The following is a 23,604-nucleotide window of genomic DNA, read 5'->3' as shown; positions in this document are numbered from 1 at the left end:
CATTACGCAACGTTTTGCTGCAAAAAGGATGGCTCAGATGAGGACTTATTTGAGCGCAAAAGGAAAATGGAAATAAACGTGGTGCAAAACACCATAATTCCCATGATTAGATAGGATTGGGCGAAGCCAAATTTTTCATAGCTAAAGCCTGCCAGTGGGGACAGTACGGTGCCAATAATTGAACTGGTGCAGGCGAATCCAACCAGATAAATCGTGGAGGACAGACGCTTGTCAAAATTCAGACTGTTGTATTTAAAAATGGCGACTAACAATATCGGCAGTTCGACAGCGTGAAGTAATTTTGTAATGGAAATAAGCAGTGGCCCTTCCACCAGCCCGGAAGCGATCATACGCATCGCCATCACCATTCCTGCGAATATCAAGCCATTTTTAGCGCCAATACGGTTAACCAACCAGGGGGCGCAAAACATGCCAGCGGCCTCCAGAAAAACCTGGAAAGAGTTTAAATAGCCAAACATTTCATTCCCTTCTCTTAATGACGGGAACTGTGAAGAGAAATAGACAGGGAATTGCTGATCGTATACGCCGTAAATGCAGGTGCCGACCACGAAGAATATCAACGCCCAGAAACGTGGAAGAGTAAGGAGATTCAGAGCATCTTCCAGAGAGACTTTTTTAGCACCGATTTCGAGTTTTTCCATGCTTGCCGGAGCCGCGACTTTTAAGCGGGCCAGCAGACAGAAGAAAATTATCCCAGAGCAAGAAGCCACCAGGAAGTTAAGGTCAGGGTTAATGTTAAACAGTAGCCCGGCAAAAAACGTAGCCACAGCCCAGCCCAGAGACCCCCACATGCGTGCCCGACCAAACTCAAAGGTACTCTGACGCGCAACACGCTCGGTGTAGGACTCCAGAACGCCAATACCGCCGTTAAATGTCAGCCCGATAAACAAACCGCCGAATACGCTCCCAAGCAAAATGTTGATACTCAGTAAATAGCTAAACAGCAAATAAGCGGGACCGGAGAGAATGAGTAATGTGGTGATGCACCATAACAGATGTTTGCGTAAGCCTAGTCGGTCCTGAATAAAGCCATAACAAACCTGAGCAAACAGCGCGGAGACGGATAGCACGGAAAAGATAATTCCGGTTTCCGACGCCTTTAGTCCCACTTCCTGATGCAGCCAAATAGAGAGGAGTGAACTTGATGAGGACCAGGTCACAAAGAAAAAGAACAACAGCGCGCTGAGCAGCAGATAGCTGCGAGAAGGTCTTTTTTTCATTTACGTAATCTCAGGGAAATGACATGTCAGGATGGTAACGTTAACATTTTGCAGGTACACTTGATTTTGGCGCGATAATCGATGTTAATCACAAAAGTTAACGTTAACATCATTATGTTAGGATCAAGCTCACATTTTTTATCGTCGCTTGCAATTCTTCATGGTTCGATGCCTAGAATAGGTATTTGTCTTTGTTCACAACCCGTTAATAGATGGATTGGGTACAAAATCTGGATTGGGTAGTTAGTATTTTTACGGAAGACTATGGCATCTCTAAAAGATGTGGCCAGACTGGCCAATGTATCGCTAATGACCGTATCTCGGGTGCTGAACGATCCGAAACGTGTGAAGCCAGAAACCCTGTCCAGGGTACAGGAGGCTATATTACAGCTCAATTATGTACCGGACCTCTCTGCCCGCCAGGTTCGTCGTGTCGGTTCCAGGAATAAAACGATTGGCGTGCTCGCGTTGGATACTGTCACAACCCCTTTTTCAGTGGACATTACGTTGTCTATCGAGGAAACCGCACGCGCGTACGGCTGGAATAGCTTCGTGGTTAACATGTTTGCTGATGACAATCCTGACGATATTGTTGATCTACTACTCGCACACCGACCCGGAGGGATCATTTTCACCACGATGGGATTACGTGAGGTGAACGTTCCTTCCAGGCTGCTGAAGCATCCTTGCGTACTGGCCAACTGTGAGAATAAAGGAGAACCAGTTGCCAGCTATATTCCCAATGATGAACAAGGGCAGTATACGGCAGTAAAGGCGCTATTATCAGCGGGGTACTGTCGCCCTCTTTGCTTGCATTTACCGGTCAACCATTTAGCAACACGACGCCGCCGTCGGGGGCTTGATCGTGCCTGCCGTGAAGCCAATATTAATCCTGACACGCTCAATCACTGCTATATGCAATATGGAGATGAACACTATCGTGATATTCCGGACATTTTGCTGAGATATATAGTTCAGGGCATACCACAATTTGATTCGGTAATTTGTGGTAATGACCGTATCGCATTTATGGTATATCAGACCCTGTTAACACAGGGGATCCGCATCCCACAGGACATTGCCGTTCTGGGATACGATAACCTCGTCGGGATTGGAAATTTATTCTTACCGCCGCTATCCACAGTCCAGTTACCACATTATGAGATTGGTCGGTTAAGTACGTTGCACATTATCAATGGCGACAGCCACCGGGAGAAAATTCTGGTCGACAGCCCCTGGCTACAACGAGAATCATTTTGAACATGCCGACAGGTTCCCCCATTTACGTCATTATGACGGGATAACCATCAGGTACTGCTGGCGCAGGCTATGATTATGACCTGAAACTCATCTTTATATTCCTCTTTCCTGATATCGGGCCGTTGCCATAGCGATTGAGTTGAATTCGAGTCTTGATTTCACCAGTGCTCAAAAATCGTTCCCCCCCCTAAGTCCTCTCGCCATCAATTGTATGTTTATTAATCAGAATAAAACTACTTGGGCAACCGCAGGCCTGGCGTGATGAAGAAGGTGTGCCGTGAGGAACGTTCAACGGCAACCACTCCGTTGGCCTGTGCATCGGCTGCCCCTTTGATTGACAACCTGCCAGAGCTGGTAACGGCACGTTGGTGGCGCTGAAAGCGCATTCCGTCTAGCATACTAAGCAGTTGTACCTACTCGCACTAAGCCTGGGCAACAAAGATGAAGGCGCGCCGGGGCATGGGCCCGCAGTATGGTCAGGGCTACTACAGTAGTACCTAAGTATGTGATCCGGATGGCAATAAGCTCGCGTCTATCTATTATGCGGCAGTACCCGGACGGATGCATTACTCAGCAGTTCTGTCTACGGGGATACTTAACGAGATCACTATTTCAGCCCAGGTGATCCCTTATAAAAAGTTGCTGCTCTACGACTGCACGCAAGACATGTTCAAAAAACTTAGAACCAAACAGCGGATTAAATCCTTCCCCTAAGATGAAAAGACATGAATACGACACGAGGGGTGAAACGTGGTAATCGTTACATGACAAAGGTAACGATACTCACAGTTGTAAGATGAACGTTGTCGGTCAAAAGACGAGTAAGTTATGTGAATTGCATAGAACTGAGATGCCTGCGGGCTCTATTTTCAGAAGGCAGTTTACCTTTATTAGGGTAATCCCATATATGGCAAAGAGCAGGCGTTTCACTAATAATCTGGTACTGCGCAATCGTTGTCATTGAACAGCCCAGAGCCGACAACATTACATAACAAATTCTGTCTGTGGCGGATCACAAAGGCAACAACCTGCACAGGGAAAAGTTCAACGTTAATGATCTCCCCATCCTAAATCAAGCAACTCCAATGAACACAGATATAGGTACTTACACAACTTACAGTCGAAATAAATTATTTCACTTTTGATATTACATTTTGTATCACGGTGAAAATTGTACATACATTTAAATATTGAAATTCCGAATTAGAGTATTGACATCAAGTTATGATTTAATTGATTGATTTAACTGATTAAATTCACACCAGGACTTAATTTATTTTTGTAGTTAATTTCGAAATTAATAATGTAATGTGAATGTGGTCACAACATAGCACATATTGCATGCTATAAGGTCTACCTGCAGTATTAAGTCTCGACTTCTAATCTATGGCAGGGGAATATTTCTTACCCGGGAACTTTATGTTTCTGGATATGAATGAATTGCTTTTCCTGTCATGCATTCTATCGTCTTGAGACAAGGCAAATCATTTTTCTGAGCATTACGCATTATTACAAGACTATGGTGTCAATTGGGAGTCGTTAGAGAAATCAGTGATTTTTTGATGGAGCATCAATTATGTGGAAATTATTTGAACCACCTAAGCACAAAGAAAAAATCCCCGATAAGAAAATTGATGGCGAATATAAACAAATGCGCTTTCAACTGTTTATTGGTATCTTTCTTGGTTATGCTGGTTATTACTTCGTACGCAATAATTTTGCATTGGCTGAGCCACATCTTATTCAGCAGGGATTTTCGCATGCCGATGTGGGAATTGCGCTATCTGCGGTAGGGATAGCATACGGACTGTCGAAATTTTTTATGGGCAACATTTCTGACCGGGCCAATGCCAGAATATTCCTTCCTTTCGGGTTGCTGTTGTCCGGGCTTGTCATGTTATTTATGGGATTTGTCCCTTGGGCCATGTCAAGCGTGACAGTTATGTTTATTTTGCTGTTTATTAATGGCTGGCTGCAGGGAATGGGATGGCCGCCCTGTGGACGAGTTATGGTTCACTGGTGGACGAAGAAGGAGCGAGGACGAATTGTCGCTGTGTGGAACTGTGCACATAATGTTGGTGGTGCCGTACCTTCTCTGCTATTTATTTTAGGTATGTGGTGGTTAAAAGATTGGCGATCTGCTATTTACCTTCCCGCATTTGCGGCCATTGTATTGTCAATTATTGCTTTCACACTGGTACGTGATACCCCGCAGTCCTGTGGATTGCCTTCGGTAGAGGAATGGAAAAACGAATACCCTGAAGATTACGATGCTAAAAGAGATGAGGAAGAGTTCAGTGCCAAGGAGATTTTCGTCACTTATGTTCTGAAAAATAAAGCATTATGGTTGATTGCACTGGCAAATATTTTCGTTTATCTGATGCGGTATGGAATACTAAACTGGTCACCCGCCTACTTACAGGAAGTTAAACATTTTACGGTAACGCAATCATCTCTGGCCTATGCATACTTTGAATATGCAGGCATCCCGGGCACTATAATTTGTGGTTGGGTATCAGATAAAATCTTTAAAACAAATAGGGGAGCTGCTGGAGTAGTATTTATGATTTTAGTACTTATCTGTACTATTATTTACTGGCTTAATCCTCCAGGCCATTATGGAATAGATGTTGCGTGTATTACAGCAGAAGGTTTTTTAATTTATGGGCCTGTAATGTTGATTGGTTTACATGCGTTAGAACTTGTTCCTAAGAAAGCTGCAGGTACCGCGGCAGGGTTTACAGGCCTGTTCGGTTATTTAGGGGGTTCTACTGCTGCAAACGCTATAGTTGGTATAATGGTTGACCATTTTGGTTGGAATGGCGGTTTTTTAACAATGATAATAGGTTGTATCATTGCAATCATTTTACTTGCGTGGACCATGCTGATTGAGAAAAGGCATCATTTAGAAATTCAAAAAAAAGAAGCCGAATTATTGGCACCAAAAGGCATTTAACAATATATAAGGCATAATATTTATGAAAAAGGAAATTTTAAGCATTTTAATGATGGCATTGTTACCTAAAATGCTATTGGCACAAGAGGTTACTACTAAAGATGATATCGCATTTAATAAGACAAAAATCGGTCATAATATTATAGTTATAGGACATCGTGGTTATCCTGGTATAATGCCAGAAGAGACACGACCTTCTTATGAGTCAGCAGCAACAAACGGTGCTGATTACCTTGAACTTGATTTGCACATGACAAAGGATTGTCAATTAATTGCACGTCATAATCCCTGGATGAAGGATAATACAAATATTGAGGAAGTTGCTAAAACTAATCCAGAGGTTGCTAAAAGGAAAAGAACCACTCCAGGACGTTATGTAGACATAAAATGGCAGCGTGAAGTTAAAGATCATGGTCCGGATAAATACTTGACTGATTTAGTTGATCCTAACGATTATAAATCACGCTTAAAAGCGTTAATTGTAGACGGTGAAGATCATACTAATGATTGGGCTGTTAGTGACTTTACGCTTAAAGAATTAAAAGATTGGATAGGTGGTACATCATTTGATGCTGCTACTGATAGACCATCTTCTTTAAATGGTAAATTCCCAATTTTAACTTTCCAGGAAGTTATTGATATAGCCAAGGAAGAAACAAAGCGTACAGGACGTACAATTGGTATTTACCCTGAATCAAAAAACCCGATCTGGAATAATGGTCAGGCTATCGCAAATGGATGTGGGACATTAGGTTCACATCCATTCGAAGATTCTATCTTGAAAGTCATTGAAAAAAACAACTTAAACTCAAAAGAATCTCCAATTATAGTACAAAGTTTTGATCCACAAAGCCTAAAATATTTAAGGTCTAAAGGGCTAAAGACCAGGGTTATTCAGTTAATGGATGGAAATAATGTAGATTATTACACAGGGAAAGTTATTTATAATACAAATAACTATCTTACGTTTGTCTCTGGTCGTCCATACAGCTGGACTATTGAAGGAAACCCTGATTATTTTGGAAGTATGTTTACACCCGCAGGATTAAAAGAAATTGCTACATACGCTGATATGATTGGGCCATGGAAAATGGAAGTCACGACATTTCTCAACACAAAAAAAACAGGTAATCGCAATGATATAAAGTTAGTGAACTCAGTTAAGCCTAATGAAGTAATTGCTAATGCACATAGATTAGGATTATTAGTACATTCATTTACTTTCAGGAATGAAAAACAGTATTTGGCAGGTATTTACCATAACCAACCTATTAATGAACTTCTTGACTTTTATGAGGCTGGTATCGATGGGGTGTTTACTGATTATACTGGGACAGCTATAGATGCGCGTGGTATATTTGAGGGAGCGATAAAACCCTTGTCCTCAACGGAGGATTCAAACTTAACTAAATTATGATAATTGATAATTAAATTTGGTAACCCCCGGCTTTGTCGGGGGAATCCTGGAAATTAAACTCATTGAGAAATGGGACTGGCAGGCTGACTAAACACCAATGAACGTGAGCACTCGAAAGATGCCAGAGCGGGAAAAAACTACGAGCTGCGCAGCAGTATCAATATTCTGCGTCTGGCTTGCGCGTATTTTAAGAAGGTGGCGTTGGGTCGTCTGTGTAACATCATGAAAATTGAGAGCAATTGTCTACAGCGATGACATGTTCTCAACGTTATTTTCAACAATGCGGTCCTGTCATATTATTTCATAATCATTTTTTTGAGTGAAGCGGCTACCTGTTCTGCAGTTTGGCCCTCGACATCAACTTTCTGCGTTTCCAATAAGTTACACGACTTTAGCCGAGAAAGTGCTCGCGGTATAATATCGATTTTACGAACACCACAAGATATATCTTTATTTAATCTCTTCAGCAGCTCCGTTTCAGAACAAGTAAGAGTATAAATATGTATATTGCATGATTCTTTATCTATCTTGCTACAAATATCATTTAACAGTAGCTTGTCGTGCAGTACCCAACAAAAAACGACGAACTGATAGGCGGAACAACCAATAAAATTATTAAGTAATGTTGTTATGTTTTTTTTAACCAACTCAATCGTTTCATCATTGACTATAAAGGGGTGGCTATCCCAACACCAGTCACCATCTAAAAAAACATTAGAGGGTAAGATTTCACATAAAGCTCTTGAAACTGTCGTCTTACCAACCCCCATCGCACCATTGATAATAATAACCTTTTTCATTTTCTCCTCTTTTAAAATTGGTTATTAAGTATAATTATTCACAATCGAAATTTCCTCCGATTTGCACTCAAAGTCAATTTTAGCGCTCATAAACTATTACCATAACCTAAACCAGTGCACTTATCGAGAATAGAAAGAACGACCTCCAAATACAAACCAGCATTATCTGCGAGCTTATAGGCCTATCTCAGGGTTTAACAACGTCTACCTGTCACGCATTAACCTTCAATGGGGGTATCTCCCTAAACCGAACACAGAATGCCCCCACTTATGCCCCCAACGGTGACTTGATTCCGGTGAGTCCAGTTGATAACAGGAGATAAGACACGGGCCAGAAACCGCAGTATACGGACTTTACGTTGATTTCGGTAAACCCGGGAGAAATGTGAAATGGTGCCGATAATAGGAGTCGAACCTACGACCTTCGCATTACGAATGCGCTGCTCTACCAACTGAGCTATATCGGCCCTGAAAAGGACATGTCCACGAATGTGAGCACGGGGTAGAAGGTTAAAACTAACCGGGCGATGCGTCAATGGCCTTGTGAATCAAACGCCTAATTTTGCATCATCCGGTTTCAATAACGCACGAATCGTGTCGTGACAGGAATGCTTGTACCCGGTCGGGTAAGACTATAGCCAGCGGCGAACCTGCCGCTCAAAGCGATCCCATTCCAGCCCGAAGTGTTTTCGCAATTGTTCCTCTTCAAAATCAATATGCAATTTGGCAACCGCCAGCATAAACAGCGGTACAGCCACTACGCCAGCCGGGCTGCCGACGAACAGAGCAAAGGCAAGCTGGAGCCCGCTCATACCAAGGTAGATCGGGTTGCGACTCCAGGCGTAACATCCGCCGGTAACCAGCGTGGTCGATTTATTTGCATGAAGCGGGTTCAGGGTCGTACGTTTCATCCGCATCTGCCATGCGGTATGCAGTATCATCCACAAACTGACGCTGGCCAGTAATGCGCTTATCACGATATTTACCGCGCCAAATGTGAAACGTGGGCTCGCCGTCAACGCATCGGCAACGAGGAAAAGTACTAAGATGAATGGCGGCGGAAACCAGACTCTTAATTTTTGCAGGAAATGACGCATGGCTATGGACTAACCTCGGAAGCGGTTTGATTAACGCTGATACCGCTATAAATACCCTGTAAAAGACACATAAACAAACGATGCTTCATTCACAACAGGCTTTCGCCTTCACCAGACAGGCAGGATCTGTAGTACCAACCTCTGCAAAAATACCGGCATCAGAGGCATCCGCCCCTGATGTTCCCGACAGGTTTACGCTGAAAAAGTTGAATCCGACGCTGATTCAAACAGCCCTACAGACTGCTTGTAAAAACGCATAAAATCATCAAACATCACTGGCGGTAAAAATTGATAGCCCTGCAGGTAATCCACATTATTTTTCCCCAACCATTGCTGCTGATAGCCGTATTCAACGCCTTCCGCCACCATGCGTAATCCCAGGAGCCCGGAAAGATGAATGATTGACTCGAGCATAGGGATATGTTGCTCAGCTTCTTTAATAGCCTTGATGAACGTTTTATCAATTTTGATAACATCCAGATCTAACTCATTGAGATAGCAGAGGTTAGCGTATCCCGTCCCAAAATCATCTAAAGCAAACAGAACCCCTCGGTTTCGCAACGATCGTATCAGCTCTTTGATGGCTGGAGTGATAGTGAGAGTCTGATTTTCGGTTATTTCAATCATTAATTTTATCGGTAGCCTTTGCGTTATCTCCATAAAATTAAGGCATTCCCAATAAAAAACGGGATTACTTAAACCTGATGGACTGACATTAAAGGAGACGAATAGCGTTTTATTTATACCCTCGCTTCCGTCGACCAGATTACGCGCAACGGTGGTCATTAAATAGCTCGTTAACTCATTCATTAAGCCACTTTTTTCAGCCAGAGGTATAAACTCACGCTGAGAAATCGCATAATTATGGCCCTGTGGCCATCGAGCTAAAACCTCAACACCACAGACATCCCCACTGATATTTACGATGGGCTGAAAATAAGGAATGATTTCTTCATTCCTTATTGCCATACTCAGTCGGCCAGAATCTGAGACATCATATGCATCGCCGTAAATTACATTCTCACCAGAATGATTGTTTGTCGGGTAACCTTCATGCAATAAATTATTCCTGGTTAAAAAAATAATGGTTTCATTAAAATGAGAAAATCCCAGTCGAGCGGTTATCCTTTCCCGATATCGATACACTGACTTAGTTGTTAGTGAGTTAGCAATACAAAAATCGTGCAATTTTTCTTTTGTGAATGATGCATACAACATTTCCTCTTCAAATTCAGTCAAATGAAAAGTAAACATCGTCGAACCTTTAGTGACCTCCACAACCTCATTGGGTGCCATTAAATTGGCTCTGAGCTGAGAAATCAATTGATCAGATAATTCTCTTCCATTAATGAATGCATACTCCTCATATCCTCGATTAACAGAACGAGTTTCATTCATCCGAAGAACAATACAGTTTATGTTGATAAACTGCGTGCTATTTCTCTGAAACCATTTTCTGACCAGTAGCAATGGTAACCGGTTATCGATCACCAGCAAACAGGACGGGTATCGTGGAATAACTGACTGGGTACCAGAAATAAATGATCGCGCATCAACCAGTACCAAATTAGGCAGCCACGCTTTTATTCCCGAGAAAAGAAAAATATCATAACTGAGCAGAAAAACCTTTTTCGTATTCATAGTTACCACCAACTTAAATTTATGGCATAGCAGGTCCCTCGTTATATACACGAGAGAATATACAACACCTTCAGCCTCCAGCAATTATAAGGCGGTTCGTGAATTAACTTTATCCATAAGTCATATCACGTAGTTTCAGAGTTTATAATCACAATTATCCATATGCGTATTCCCATTAAATGGTAAATCCATTTTAAATATCGAAAAAGGAAAATTCCTAATTTTCACCAGTACAAATCCTTTTACTCATTTTCACCACAAGACAAAACAAAAGACCACAAATATTATTAACAGCAAAACATACAACTACCAAAATCAAAATACTAACATATTACCTCGATTCATGCTGCCCGACAAACCATGAGCGTACGTCGCAGATCTCTTATCGCATAGACATTCCCGGCGATACGGATGACCTTATAATAGAAAATATCCTGTTGAGACATAAGCAGTTCGGTAATTTCATCGGGAACATTATCGTTTTTATTTTTGACAATAGCCAGGCGACGAGTCTGCACATATCCGTCGCGGTCTTTGCCAATAAAATTCAGGACAACATTACGATCTACGGCATAGTGCTTACCCTGAATATTAAGGCTCCCTACCTGGGATACCCGCCCTTCGGTAGCAGATGAAATACGAAAAACCAACAGGACTTCACCTTCAATTTTTACACCCTGAGTTTGCGCCTGCAGATGAAGGTAATTCTTGGCAGAGCAGGTCAGCGTCTCAGGTTCTTGATGGCGATAAAAAAAGTATGCTGTTATCACAGCAAGAAAGATCGCCCCGCTAATAAATATAATTTTCGCATTCACGGGCAGCCCCTCCTTTATCAAGCGTACAGATCCCCAAAAAATTCTCTTTAAGATCATTACCTGCCGATAAATTATTGTCATCATAAAAAACTATTGTTTTCTTGCCATCATGACAGGTCGCATTTACTTTTCGCCACATATCAGAAGATAAAAACGCTTTCGTTTTATCAGCATTATTGTCATCGGCTGTATAAAGTTCACAATCACCTATTGCCCTGATATAGATAAAATTCGTGGTACCTGAGTTAAGAGTTGGCAATATCAAAACCGCGCTCCCAAGAAAGGCAAACAATAAAATGAACAGAAGAATGTTTTTGCGTTTCGGTGTTGCGGGTGAGTTCACCGTTTCTGTTACCGAACGAACAGGTACATCTCCACTGAAAGATGACTGTTCATCATTGACCGAAGCATGGAACAAAAATCCCTGCCGGGGCAACGTTTCAATGGAATTTTCGGCCCCCAACTCACTAAATGCTTTTCGCAATATACTGATACTTTTATTAAGGCTATGACCCGATGGGGCCATACCATGCTTTTTCCATACTTCTTCAATGATAAACTCACGGTGGAGTTGTTGATTTTTATGGGCAATGAATAGCTCAAGTAATCTCGCTGTAGATGCCGAAAGGATTATTGTAGTATCGCGATGTTTCAGGCTTTTTCTGGTGGAATCGTACTCAACCTGATCATTAATTATACTTTTCATACTACCTGACTCTTAAATACCGTGACATGGAGTACAAATGACCAAAGTTTCATCTGTGCCGAGCTGATTACTGCATTGTATAAAGATAGTTACAGTATAGGTTCGATATCTAACCATGACATATCGGATCAGACTCAATGCTTACTATTGATTGAGTTTGAAGCACCCCTGGCCTACTGGGATGTATTTCTGCAACGCTACGATAAACTTTCGGTTTTTTGTTTTCAGCTCACTACTACGCCAGGTTTCACCCGGCAATACATAACGCATGGTGGCTTCATCATCGGTTGAGTTGCACCCCTGGTGTACGATGATTTTAAAAAAAGTATTCCCGGTGTTTTTCAGTGTTCCGTTAGCCTCATCAATGGTGTAAGCCAGATTTATGTTTCTCGGGCGAACAACCAATATGGTGTCCATAGCGATCACCGGGAGAGCCTGCCCGCCTTTCCCTTGATTACGTTCGGTAAACAGCGTGATCGGCATTTCACGAAACAGAATTCGGTAATAGCGTTCTTTATCATCCTGCGGCCCACGGTAGAAAATCTTAAAAAACTCACTCGCCTGCGGAGCCAGTGAAAAATTCAGCGGAGTAAACAGAAGTTCGCCTTCAGCAATAGCACTTCTGTTTTCACCTCCCGGTCCCGGCTTATCAATTTTTACTGCGCCAATACTGTATAAATTCTGTTTCTGGCTATCGTTATAGATTCGTTTACTGATAAATGATTTATCCGATGGCATCTCATAAATGGTCGACTCCAGGTAGACTGCCTGTGTAGAGAATGCTGTCAGACCGGAAAGTAGAATAAATACCCATCTAAGCGCCAGACGGCGGCGGTTCATGGCGTTACTCCCACCCAATTCGCCGTGACTTTTATCTCTCCACTGGCGCTGACGACACCTTCCCAGTCAGCGCCAGATACGGTTAACATCGAACGTGAATCATTCATTGGGAAAAGCAACTTCAAATCAGTAGCATAATAGCTTCCATCGTCATTGTTATTTGCGTCCCAGGGCGTCTGTTGCCACTGCGCATCTCTCATACTGACTGCCGCTTCACTGCAGCTATTTCGTTTTTGCACCACGCCCCCCGACTGACTGTTGTACTGCAGAAAAGCGGGAATTGGGACGGACAGCCCGCCTTGCGCAGACGTAAACAGACAGTAAGGGACACTGTTTATCGTCGTACTTTCCCCAATAACTTGCGCGGTAATACTGTCGGCCTGACGGGGGCCTGAGACGGTTACGGTGTAATCCATTTCTATAGGAGCGGCATTGCCAATCGTGCCACTACCGCTCGCAGAAGCTGTGTTGTCCGAAGAGACGATACTGATCCCATACTCCTTCGGCACAATATTGAGCTGTAGCGAAGGGGTAAACTGGTAGTGTCCTGACTCTGGTGTTAAGCCATTATAAAAGCCGAAGGTAAACGGCTGACTGTTAGTAATGCTGATCCCTGAATCAACAAGCTTCTTCAAAAATGCTTTTGACAGAAAAATATAAATGTATTCTCCAGAGGTGGTAAAAACGTTGTAATAAGCAGTTGAAGTACCATAGTTATACCAGTTTGAACCATTCCCGGAGTATCTCACGGTGGCCGCTCCAGGCGTAAAACCAAGCATCGCCGTGTCGACAAAAGCGCGAAACGTCAAGGAGCCGGTCAGATTGGCCGTTTGTTGCAAGTTATAACTCACCATTTTGCAAATCACACCGTCAGTACCACCCACCACGCCAAGTTCGCAATAACCAGAGTCTTTGGTGATGCTCGGCGTACCATCGCTGGCAACCCAAAGCTCCTGAAATGCGTTAGTCGAGACAAGTGACAGATGACCGCGTTTAGTTAACGTGTAATTGACGTAATTCCATGATCCTGTCGATTGGTCTTTGCACCGTTGCCCGGAAGAATAATCATAATTTACAGAAGTATAACAGCGGTTGAACACATAGGTTTCGCTGCTACCGGTAGGCACATTGCGGAAGTACTCATAAGCAGTATCGGTCAGGGAAGCGAATCCGTAGGCGCCACCAATAACGCCTGCGACAGAGCCGACCTGCGCATGATAAAAACCGTTTTTGTCAGTGCCCAATCCGGCAATAAACCCGGTTGATGGGCACTGGGTACCACTATAACAACGGATTCCCCGGAAAGGCCCGTTAATCGGGGAGTTATCAATCCACATGTCCTGATAATAATTTCCAGGCGCAGTCCAGCCGACAAAACCTAAATACCCGAGACTCACCTGAGAGGTACCGTATTTTATCCACGTGTTTGACCCGCTGAAACGCGGATCAAGTGCCGATGGGGTAATAAAGTATTCACTATCAATGGCATTTTCGATAAACAAATAGTTATTACTGACTGAGCCGGAAGAGATTGCATTCAACGCCAAAGCAGGTACAGGTGAAAAACTCCCTACGGCACAGATTACAGTAGCTAATTTAATTAATACTTTCATTTTATTACCTCTGCGCCATCGTGGTTTGCGTTGCACATTTCACATCACCAACCCACGCTGCGCCGCGTGCTTTTTCCAAATCAAGATCGGCTTCGCATATACTGCCATTGGCTGAAATTAACGTGATGACCGGATACTTTTTATCGATATCGATAGCAAACTCACCCTTTTCATCCGTACGCGTTTTACCGATGTGGTTATGGATATCGGTATTTGTAGCCAACTGTCCATCGGGATAACGAATGCGCCCGAATACGGTGACCATGCTTTTCACTTCAGGGTTGATAACACCCACGTTACCCGGATATAGCGTCAGCTCCTGTTTGCGTCCTGAAACAATATCGAAGCTGTCCTCAGAGTTTTTATCATTAAGGATTTCCAGCTTGTACTGAGCATAGGGCGGCAGTGCAATGAAATTTGATTTACCGCTGAGAAGATAATTGCGGTTATTAATCTTCGCAGCCAGTTTCCCTTCGCCGGTCAAATCTGTTTTCACAATGATGCCAGACCGCTGCCGCTCTTTACTCAGGCCAAAATCTTTACCTGCCCACGCCAGAGAACCCTGGGAAGAGAAGTTCATATTGGTGGAGTTGTCAGCAGAACGCGTTACCGATACGGTGCCGGCGTTATATTTCGTGTCATAACTCAAATTGCCGTTTACCGAATAATTATTGTCGTAATACTGTTCGCCACTCAGACGCGTTGATGCCGACAATCCGACCGATTTAATCGGGCCCTCAGCATACTGCTTGCGCGCGCTGAGATTACCCTGAGTACTGCCATAGCGATCGCGGGAGACGCCCATACTCAACCAGGATGCCAACGGCAACGATAAATCCAGACTGACATAACGTTCCTGCCGCCCATCGTCATTCCGGTTGTTGTAGTAATAACGCTGAATACCTGCACGCAACCCAACCGTGGCATACCTGCCTGAATAAAGGGTCGTGCTGTAGTCCAGATTACGATATTTATTTCCCGAGTAGCGATTCTCCGTCTGACTCACGGTGAGCGAGCCGCCATGAGGAATAAACTTTCCGAGGTTAAGAGTCCCGCCAATGGAATAATTATCACGCTCCTGCATGGGCAGACGATCGCCAATTTTACTGTCTTCACGAGATGCCCAAAGGGAACCGTATCCCTCAGGTACATTAAGGTTGATGTTACTGATATTTCTCCATGACGAATCGTTCGCCACCAGCGTCTGATTGCCAATGCTTACGTATTCATTCACATTGAGCGTGACATCCGTTTCATTAACCGCATTGTTGTCAAAACCGTAGAGCGTGGACTTCAGGCCCAGCCCCGACAATATTGCCAGCGTCACCGATGCGGCCCCCCCGGCAATCCAGGTCTGCTCGCTGCCCAAATCCTGATAATGATTTCGCTTATAACTCACACGGTCATAATCCAGTGAGCCACCAAACAGTTGCCACGAGAGCTCATCAATCCCGGCAGCTTGTTGGCGGGCAAAGATTTTATTAACCCTGCTGATACGACTATTAATTGTCCGGCCATTGACCACGATATCTACCGTGACGTCATAAACTCCATACGGAAAACGACTGGTATCAATTTCATAACTGCCCATATTAAAGTTCTGGACGCTGAGCAAACGCCCATCACGGAAGACATGAACCTCGCCAGCGGCTGGCAAAAATACGGTAATCGGCGTGAGTGAAAGCGCGGTATTCTCAACAACCGTACTTCCTTTGTTTCCGTAGCTCACACCGTAAATTTTCCCGCCATTCAGCGCATTCAGGCTGGCAATAGACTGGACATTCCAGGTGTCGAGCATCCCAAGCGCCAGTCGATAACCGTCATAATCACGCTCATACATCGCACGATAGAGTTTACTGGTGCCGTTGCTGTCGCCGATGCCGTAAAACGAACCGTTAATGTTGATATGGTGCTCGCGCAGCGATGTAGTATTGTCCACCGTCAGATAGCTGCGGGTACTGCTGCCATTATGATAATCGTTGTAGTAGGTACCAAAGTTATAGTTCAGGACGTTAGAGAGAGACTCCACGCTGGAAGGTCCAAGCAGGCTACTGCGTGCGACAATCGCTTCAGTTAACGCATCTTTGCTGACAATCATCTCCAGGTGAAATGAAGAGACGTTGAGCTGCAGGCGTGCATTGTCCGATAACTCGATATTGGTGTTATCGTGAAATTTCACATCACGAATTTTTTCTACCAACGCACGAGTTTTTCCAGATAACACGGCATTATTAGGCAATTCAGCAAGAGTCAGGGCTTTAACTGTAATATTGCCATCAACAAGTGAAATCACCGCATCGGCAATTTTTTGCTGACTTTTCTCGTCAGTCTCGTTGTAACGAATATATACCGGCACCGTCATTCCCTGCTTTAGTGAACGGGCGAAAGCGCTGGGAATAACGTAATTACCCACTTTTACTGGGGCTGCATGTGAAAATCCTGGTGTCAGCGCAAGAAAAAAACAAATGCTACCGCCGACAATATTTGTTGTTGTCATATGCATCCTTACATTCCGGTATTTTTATTTATCCCGTACAGATGGCTGCAATCGACCATCACTTCACTGTAATAAACTGCTTACCGTGCCAAATACCAATGCGTGAACGGCTATTGCTGATGTCGGTAAACTGTAATTTTATTTTCGTACCCGGCATAATGTAATAACGTTCGCGACAACCTCGTCCCTGATCGCGAGCCTTATCCTTACACGCGCCATAGGCGATCACACGAAACGAAACATTGCCAGTATTGGTAATAACATCGCCATTTCGGCTATATTCAAAACGCTCTTTTCGCGGCGCGACCACCAGAATAGTGCCAATTTCAGCCGACGCTGTTGCAACCGCCATTTTATTCGCCCGAGTTTCCGCGATCTCGGTGACCGGCTCATCTATCCATTGCAGACGATAATAACGTTCGAGATCATCTGCAGGTCCTTTATAAAAGAAGCGAAAAACATCCTTTGCCTGACCAGGAAGAATAAGATTGGCAGGTGTAGAAAGTAACTCTCCGGAATTGACAGGTTTTATTTCGACTCCCCCCGCCAAAGGTGATGACAATTGTTTTACCGAAACACTGACATAACGCGCTGCATCAGTTGTATTAGTAATTTCTTTCGATAATGAACTCTCAGCAGAAGTCATTATCGATGTGATTTCACCCACATTAATTGCCAATCCGGGAAAAGATACTACTAACCCTACCAACATCGCTGTCGGTAAATATTTTTTCATGACGCCATTCCTGATAAATTCGGGAGAAAAAATTCTCCCGAATTTTTATTACTTAGGCAGACGGAGTCGTCCAGGTTGCATTAAACTGTACTTTTACATCTCCAGTCCAATAGCCGTCTGGCAGAGCAGAGTAATCCGTTACTGCCTGGCTACCATCAGAAGTCGCTGACGCGATGGTGAATTTGAAGTTGGATTGATCGCTGACACGAGCAGCACCGTTATAAGCGCCATCAGCCATCAGGCTTTCAAGACCAGAAGTCGAGCTGGAGTTAACCAGGACAGTATCTGATGAGTTAGTCAGCGCGGTGCCATTCCATGCCACCCCTACGTTCAGGGTAGACGCATCGCCACTGGCGTTGGTCAGCGTGTTACTAATGATCTGAGCAGTCAGCTCAAAATCAGTTGCCGTTTCCTGACCCTGAATAGTCACATCAAAAGCACCGTCCTGAGAGTTGAAGGCTTTCAGACCTTCAGCATACTGGAAAGTCAAAGAGTTCAGCGGGGTGACAACCAACATACTGGTGGTATCTTTTGTTGCCGTCGCGTCCCACGAGGCAGTTGCAGAAGCAGTAACGTCTGCCATTGCATTTGCTGCAACAAATACAGAAGCCAGAGAGGTTACTAATAATAATTTTTTCATTTTTATCTTCTCCTAAGAACAAACTCACCACCGAGTCTTATTTTTAAGTCACTCCAGCGGTTCCATTAATTGCGAGCCAGAATTGCCGCGCCAAAAAATTATCATTTGAATTAAGTAACATCTCAACAAACCCTGAAACGCAAAAATTACAAAAAACTAAGAATTTTCCCACAAAAAAATTTATCTAAGAAGTTTCCTAAGACAGAATTACTTGAAATGCGCCTTGTTTCAGAATTATCACCCACACAAATAAGCAATACCAAACAATTCATCTTTTTTATGTTTTTGATAAATATCAAAAAGATCATACAAATAGCACCTAAGCAAAACCCTTACAAAACATAAAGATAATTAACGCCTCCATATTTTCTCTATAATGCTTATTATTTGTTGCAATTATGCTAAATTTTTAACTTCACAAGAAAATTCTCATGAAATATCCATATGAGGGGGAATATTCTTATAAAATAATCATTAAGCTGGAGGATTAGTATTCGAATTGATAATTATTTCACAAAAATAAAACCAGGAATTTTCCATATAAAAAGAATATTCCTGGAATATCAAGAGTTATATAACGTTCAACCAGGAGAGATTTAGCTGAAACCTTTTAATCCCAAATAACTATTAAGTGTTACCGTTCGCACCCGATGTAGGGTAATCAAATTTTGTTGTTCGAGAGATTTAAATGACCGGCTAACGGTTTCAATTTTAAGGTCGAGATAACTGGCAATTTCCTCCCGGGAGAATGGCAAGTGAAGCGTCGTTTCTGGCCTGCCAATACGTAAATGCATCTCGTAAAACTCTACCAGAAAAGCAGCGATCCTGGCCTCAGCATGTTTATTCGCATAGCGCCGCAGTTTTTCAACAATGAATCCATTGTCCCTGCAGAGAAACTTGATGACTGCGGCAGCAACCGACGGATCCTTTTCTGCTACTTTGAACAACCGCGCAATATCGATATGACATACCTCCGCAGCCGTTGCCGCCTTAATCGTTGTCAGGTACTTCCCCCCTTCGACAGCATCCAGCGCCATGATATCTCCCGGAACATAAAAGCGACTGATAAAATCGTTATCACCGCATTCCACGCTGGACTTGCAGTATCCCTCGTGAATAACAAAAAGCATGTTTGCGGATTCATCCTGCCGGGCGAGTATCTCCCCTGCTTTAAACCTTCTTCTTTTGTCTATTAATCGGTGTTGATTATCACGATCAATTGCCGCTCCCTTTGGACACAGCGAACAATGGCGGGGGGGAAACGGGTTGCCGAGCGGCACAACAGGAATGCGATGTTTGTGAATATCCGATTTCACGCAACAACTCCTCATAAAAAATGAGACTGATTCTAATAGATCGAACCATAGGAACAATACGTGAACGGCAGACCAGGAAAATTCATGCTGGCAGGGAAAATTCTGTGATACGTCGCCTTTCGGGCGCCGGTGAGAGCATAGGTCAAAAACAGACTGATGCGGATGATGTTAAAACGTAGGATAGAAAAATAAATGCGGCAGCGAAGTGAAGTTTAGAATTAAGCGGGAGATGCCTTAATAGCTTTAAAATTAAGAGCACTATTATGGCATCGCCCGTTTTCAATTACGCCCGGATCGTGTCGTCACCGAAGCCAATCCACTTATATGTGGTCAGTGCTTCCAGCCCCATTGGGCCACGCGCGTGCAGTTTTTGCGTGCTAACTGCCACTTCCGCCCCCAGTCCGAACTGACCGCCATCGGTAAAACGGGTGGAAGCATTCACATACACGGCAGAAGAGTCCACTTCATTCACGAAACGGTTGGCGTTGCTGAGCGTGCGCGTCAGGATAGCATCCGAGTGCTGGGTGCCGTGTTCGCGAATATGGGCGATTGCGCCATCCATATTTTCGACCACCACTACGTTCAGATCCAGAGACAGAAACTCGTTATCCAGCTCTTCCGGTTTCAGCGGCACCCGTTTGGCCGGGCCACACAGTACCTGCATCACGATTTCGTCACCGTGCAGCGTAACACCGCTATCCGCCATCTTTTGGCTTAATGCAGGCAGGAAACGCTCAGCGATATCCTGATGCACCAGCAGAGTTTCTACGGTGTTACAGGTGCTTGGACGCTGAGTTTTGGCATTAACGATAATCTTTAACGCCGGGGCTATCTCAGCAGAATCATCAACATAAATATGGCATACGCCAATGCCGCCGGTGATGACTGGGATGGTCGACTGCTCACGACACAGCTTATGCAGGCCCGCGCCACCGCGTGGGATCAGCATATCGATGTACTTATCCATACGCAGCATTTCAGCGACCAGCGCGCGGTCCGGATTATCTATCGACTGCACCGCTGCTGCGGGTAAACCGCAGGCTTCCAGCGCCTTTTGGATCACCGCCACGGTCGCGGCGTTGGTCCGGTACGTCTCTTTCCCACCGCGCAGAATTGCCGCATTACCGGTTTTCAGGCACAGGGAAGCAACATCAACGGTGACGTTTGGGCGCGCTTCATAAATCACGCCAATCACACCCAGCGGAACGCGACGACGTTCAAGGCGCAGGCCGCTATCCAGCAGACCACCGTCAATCACCTGCCCGACCGGGTCGGCGAGATTACAGACCTGACGTACATCGTCAGCAATCGCTTTCAAACGCGCAGGAGTCAACGCCAGGCGATCGAGCATAGCTTCGCTCAGGCCGTTAACTCGCGCCTGCTCAACATCTTGTACGTTCGCGCTGAGGATGCTTTCCGTTTGCGCTTCCAGCTCATCAGCAATGGTTTCCAGTACGCGATTTTTTTCACGACTGGAGAGTAGCGCCAGCTTGTATGACGCAGCTTTGGCAGCAATGCCCATTTGTTCCAGCATATGCCTGTTCCTTAACGGGTGATCATATCGTCGCGATGGACAGCAACCGGACCGTATTCGTAGCCCAGGATGGTGTCGATCTGTTGTGAGTGATGTCCGGCAATACGGCGCAGCGCATCGCTGTTATAGCGTGTAACACCGTGGGCAATATCGCGCCCTTCGAGATTACAGATACGGATCACTTCACCACGAGAGAAGTTGCCTGTCACGCTTTTAATGCCTTTTGGCAGTAATGAGCTACCGCGTTCCAGAATCGCTGCGGTCGCGCCCTCATCGACGGTAATTTCCCCGGCAGGCGGTGCGCCGAAGATCCAGCGTTTACGGTTTTCCAGCGGAGAGGCCTGAGCATGAAAACGCGTCCCGACAGAAACACCTTCCATCACATCGCCAATAACGCCAGGCTTGCTGCCAGCGGCAATAATGGTGTCGATCCCGGCGCGGCACGCGACATCGGCAGCCTGCAGTTTTGTTCCCATGCCACCGGTTCCCAGACCCGAAACGCTATCTCCGGCAATGGCGCGCAGCGCATCATCAATACCGTGCACATCTTTGATCAGCTCAGCCTGCGGGTTGGTGCGTGGATCGGCGGTGAACAGCCCTTGCTGATCGGTCAGCAGCAGCAGCTTATCGGCCCCGGCCAGAATCGCCGCCAGCGCAGATAGGTTGTCGTTATCACCGACTTTAATCTCGGCGGTCGCTACGGCGTCATTCTCATTAATGACAGGAACAATGTTGTTATCCAGCAGCGCGCGTAGCGTATCGCGGGCATTGAGGAAGCGCTCTCTGTCTTCCATATCCGCACGCGTCAGCAGCATCTGGCCGATATGAATACCGTAAATCGAGAAAAGCTGTTCCCACAGTTGAATCAGTCGGCTCTGCCCTACCGCCGCCAACAGCTGTTTCGAGGCTATCGTTGCCGGGAGCTCAGGATAACCAAGATGCTCACGTCCGGCGGCAATCGCGCCCGAGGTAACGATAACAATACGATGCCCTGCGGCATGGAGCTGTGCGCACTGGCGAACCAGCTCTACGATATGGGCGCGGTTCAGGCGGCGCGATCCGCCCGTTAACACACTGGTGCCAAGTTTTACCACCAGCGTCTGGCTGTCACTCATGATTCTCTGCCATTCAAAATTGGGGAAAATGATATCAAACGAACGTTTTAGCAGGACTGGCCCCGGTTGCCAACAACCAGCGCACAAAGCATGAAATTTTATTGCGCAGGATCAGCAAGCGTAACGGCAGATTTTGACGCATTTATTACAGAAACAAAAAAACATCCTTTTTTAAAAATATTCTTACTTTGTCATAAAACGTTCATTGCCAGACGTTAAAAACCTTCCTGTCTTTTAACGGGGATCACACCCAGTGAATATTAGCGCGTACTTTTAATCAGGAATGAAAATGAAAAAGAGCACTCTGGCATTAGTGGTGATGGGTATTGTTGCGTCGGCATCCGTACAGGCAGCGGAAGTGTATAACAAGAACGGTAATAAACTGGACCTGTACGGTAAAGTAAAAGCCATGCATTACATGACGGATTATGACAGCAAAGATGGCGACCAGAGCTATATCCGTTTAGGTTTTAAAGGCGAAACGCAAATTAATGATGAGCTGACGGGATATGGCCGCTGGGAAGCAGAGTTCGCCGGCAATAAAGCCGAAAGCGACTCTAACCAGCAAAAAACTCGCCTGGCCTTCGCCGGTCTGAAATTAAAAAATCTTGGCTCGTTTGATTACGGTCGTAACCTCGGCGCGCTGTACGACGTGGAAGCGTGGACCGATATGTTCCCCGAATTCGGCGGTGACTCCTCCGCACAAACCGATAACTTTATGACCAAACGCGCCAGCGGCCTGGCGACCTATCGTAATACCGACTTCTTCGGCGTCGTGGATGGTCTGGATCTCACGTTGCAATACCAGGGTAAAAACCAGGACCGCGATGTGAAAAAACAGAACGGCGACGGCTTTGGTACCTCCGTTACCTATGACTTTGGCGGCAGCGATTTCGCGGTCAGCGGCGCTTATACCAACTCCGATCGTACCAACCAGCAGAATCTGCAAACTCGTGGTACAGGCGATAAAGCAGAAGCCTGGGCAACCGGCTTAAAATATGATGCCAATGATATTTATATTGCGACGTTCTATTCTGAAACACGCAATATGACGCCGATTTCCGGCGGCTTCGCCAATAAAACACAGAACTTCGAAGCGGTTGTTCAGTACCAGTTTGACTTTGGTCTGCGTCCGTCACTGGGTTATGTGCTGTCAAAAGGTAAAGATATTGAAGGCGTAGGTAATGAGGATCTGGTGAATTATATCGACGTGGGCGCAACATACTATTTCAACAAAAATATGTCCGCGTTTGTCGACTATAAAATCAACCAGCTCGATAGCGATAATAAGCTGGGCATCAACGATGATGATATCGTCGCTGTCGGTATGGTCTACCAGTTCTGATATAGCATAAAAAAATGCCGGATGGGGTTGCGCCG

The 23,604-nt window shown here is 44.9% G+C and carries 18 protein-coding genes, 1 tRNA gene and 1 pseudogene; 5 read left to right on the top strand and 15 right to left on the bottom strand.

Annotated elements, in window-relative coordinates; translation table 11 throughout:
* Window positions 1-2: 2 nt before the first annotated feature.
* Window positions 3-1,241 (bottom strand): MFS transporter, encoded by a 1,239-nt coding sequence (locus tag OGV94_RS14745; RefSeq protein WP_043015303.1) that lies wholly within the window; start codon window positions 1,239-1,241, stop codon window positions 3-5.
* Between the two features lie 264 nt (window positions 1,242-1,505).
* Between OGV94_RS14745 and OGV94_RS14740 the strand changes: the two genes are divergently transcribed.
* The 4 genes and pseudogenes from OGV94_RS14740 (at window position 1,506) to OGV94_RS14725 (ending at window position 6,874) form a co-directional block, all read left to right on the top strand.
* Window positions 1,506-2,501 (top strand): LacI family DNA-binding transcriptional regulator, encoded by a 996-nt coding sequence (locus OGV94_RS14740; protein ID WP_043015302.1) that lies wholly within the window; start codon window positions 1,506-1,508, stop codon window positions 2,499-2,501.
* Between the two features lie 233 nt (window positions 2,502-2,734).
* A pseudogene (locus OGV94_RS14735) lies at window positions 2,735-3,002 on the top strand (VOC family protein); the annotation flags it as partial.
* Between the two features lie 1,075 nt (window positions 3,003-4,077).
* The gene (gene glpT / locus OGV94_RS14730; RefSeq protein WP_047413236.1) at window positions 4,078-5,457 is read left to right on the top strand and encodes a glycerol-3-phosphate transporter; all 1,380 of its coding nucleotides are present in this window, start codon (window positions 4,078-4,080) and stop codon (window positions 5,455-5,457) included.
* Window positions 5,458-5,479: 22 nt separating this feature from the next.
* A complete protein-coding gene (locus OGV94_RS14725) occupies window positions 5,480-6,874 on the top strand; it encodes a glycerophosphodiester phosphodiesterase family protein (protein ID WP_286523645.1) in 1,395 nt (464 codons plus the stop codon).
* A gap of 296 nt (window positions 6,875-7,170) precedes the next feature.
* Here the strand turns inward: OGV94_RS14725 and OGV94_RS14720 are convergent, their stop codons facing one another.
* From OGV94_RS14720 to proB, 14 genes are all read right to left on the bottom strand, one after another.
* A complete protein-coding gene (locus tag OGV94_RS14720) occupies window positions 7,171-7,674 on the bottom strand; it encodes an ATP-binding protein (protein ID WP_043015299.1) in 504 nt (167 codons plus the stop codon).
* 391 nt (window positions 7,675-8,065) lie between these two features.
* Window positions 8,066-8,141, bottom strand: a tRNA-Thr gene (locus OGV94_RS14715).
* Between the two features lie 165 nt (window positions 8,142-8,306).
* On the bottom strand, window positions 8,307-8,771 hold the full coding sequence (locus OGV94_RS14710) for a methyltransferase family protein (RefSeq protein WP_043015298.1): 465 nt from the start codon (window positions 8,769-8,771) through the stop codon (window positions 8,307-8,309).
* A gap of 192 nt (window positions 8,772-8,963) precedes the next feature.
* Window positions 8,964-10,412: an EAL domain-containing protein gene (locus OGV94_RS14705; protein WP_043015297.1), complete on the bottom strand. Its 1,449-nt coding sequence runs from the start codon at window positions 10,410-10,412 to the stop codon at window positions 8,964-8,966.
* A 341-nt stretch (window positions 10,413-10,753) separates the two neighbouring features.
* Complete coding sequence (locus OGV94_RS14700; protein ID WP_047413239.1) at window positions 10,754-11,227, bottom strand: FidL-like protein; 474 nt, start codon at window positions 11,225-11,227, stop codon at window positions 10,754-10,756.
* Window positions 11,202-11,933, bottom strand: coding sequence for a winged helix-turn-helix domain-containing protein (locus OGV94_RS14695; protein WP_286523642.1), 732 nt, complete (start codon window positions 11,931-11,933; stop codon window positions 11,202-11,204). The genes OGV94_RS14700 and OGV94_RS14695 overlap by 26 nt, the downstream gene beginning before the upstream one ends.
* A 144-nt stretch (window positions 11,934-12,077) precedes the next feature.
* Window positions 12,078-12,773 (bottom strand): fimbrial biogenesis chaperone, encoded by a 696-nt coding sequence (locus OGV94_RS14690; RefSeq protein ID WP_043015294.1) that lies wholly within the window; start codon window positions 12,771-12,773, stop codon window positions 12,078-12,080.
* On the bottom strand, window positions 12,770-14,386 hold the full coding sequence (locus tag OGV94_RS14685) for a fimbrial adhesin EcpD family protein (RefSeq protein ID WP_043015293.1): 1,617 nt from the start codon (window positions 14,384-14,386) through the stop codon (window positions 12,770-12,772). The genes OGV94_RS14690 and OGV94_RS14685 overlap by 4 nt, the downstream gene beginning before the upstream one ends.
* Before the next feature lie 4 nt (window positions 14,387-14,390).
* Complete coding sequence (locus OGV94_RS14680) at window positions 14,391-16,883, bottom strand: CS1-pili formation C-terminal domain-containing protein (protein WP_286523640.1); 2,493 nt, start codon at window positions 16,881-16,883, stop codon at window positions 14,391-14,393.
* A 58-nt stretch (window positions 16,884-16,941) separates the two neighbouring features.
* Entirely contained in the window at window positions 16,942-17,619 is a 678-nt protein-coding gene (locus tag OGV94_RS14675; protein WP_286523638.1) for an EcpB family pilus assembly chaperone, read from the bottom strand.
* A 52-nt stretch (window positions 17,620-17,671) separates the two neighbouring features.
* The gene (gene ecpA / locus OGV94_RS14670) at window positions 17,672-18,259 is read right to left on the bottom strand and encodes a common pilus major fimbrillin subunit EcpA (protein ID WP_003031365.1); all 588 of its coding nucleotides are present in this window, start codon (window positions 18,257-18,259) and stop codon (window positions 17,672-17,674) included.
* Between the two features lie 596 nt (window positions 18,260-18,855).
* Window positions 18,856-19,575 carry a Crp/Fnr family transcriptional regulator gene (locus OGV94_RS14665; protein ID WP_047413243.1) on the bottom strand — a complete coding sequence of 240 codons (720 nt, stop codon included), beginning with the start codon at window positions 19,573-19,575 and terminating at the stop codon, window positions 18,856-18,858.
* 283 nt (window positions 19,576-19,858) lie between these two features.
* On the bottom strand, window positions 19,859-21,109 hold the full coding sequence (proA, locus tag OGV94_RS14660) for a glutamate-5-semialdehyde dehydrogenase (RefSeq protein WP_080625685.1): 1,251 nt from the start codon (window positions 21,107-21,109) through the stop codon (window positions 19,859-19,861).
* Between the two features lie 11 nt (window positions 21,110-21,120).
* Window positions 21,121-22,224: a glutamate 5-kinase gene (gene proB, locus OGV94_RS14655; RefSeq protein WP_003031373.1), complete on the bottom strand. Its 1,104-nt coding sequence runs from the start codon at window positions 22,222-22,224 to the stop codon at window positions 21,121-21,123.
* Between the two features lie 289 nt (window positions 22,225-22,513).
* On the opposite strand from proB, the gene phoE reads away from it, so the two are divergent.
* On the top strand, window positions 22,514-23,569 hold the full coding sequence (gene phoE / locus OGV94_RS14650) for a phosphoporin PhoE (protein ID WP_042310379.1): 1,056 nt from the start codon (window positions 22,514-22,516) through the stop codon (window positions 23,567-23,569).
* The last annotated feature ends 35 nt before the right edge of the window (window positions 23,570-23,604 follow it).

Origin of the sequence: Citrobacter sp. Ce006 (assembly GCF_030336535.1) — a bacterium.
Taxonomy (GTDB): Bacteria; Pseudomonadota; Gammaproteobacteria; order Enterobacterales; family Enterobacteriaceae; genus Citrobacter; species Citrobacter europaeus.
This window is presented reverse-complemented; position numbering and strand designations above follow the sequence as displayed.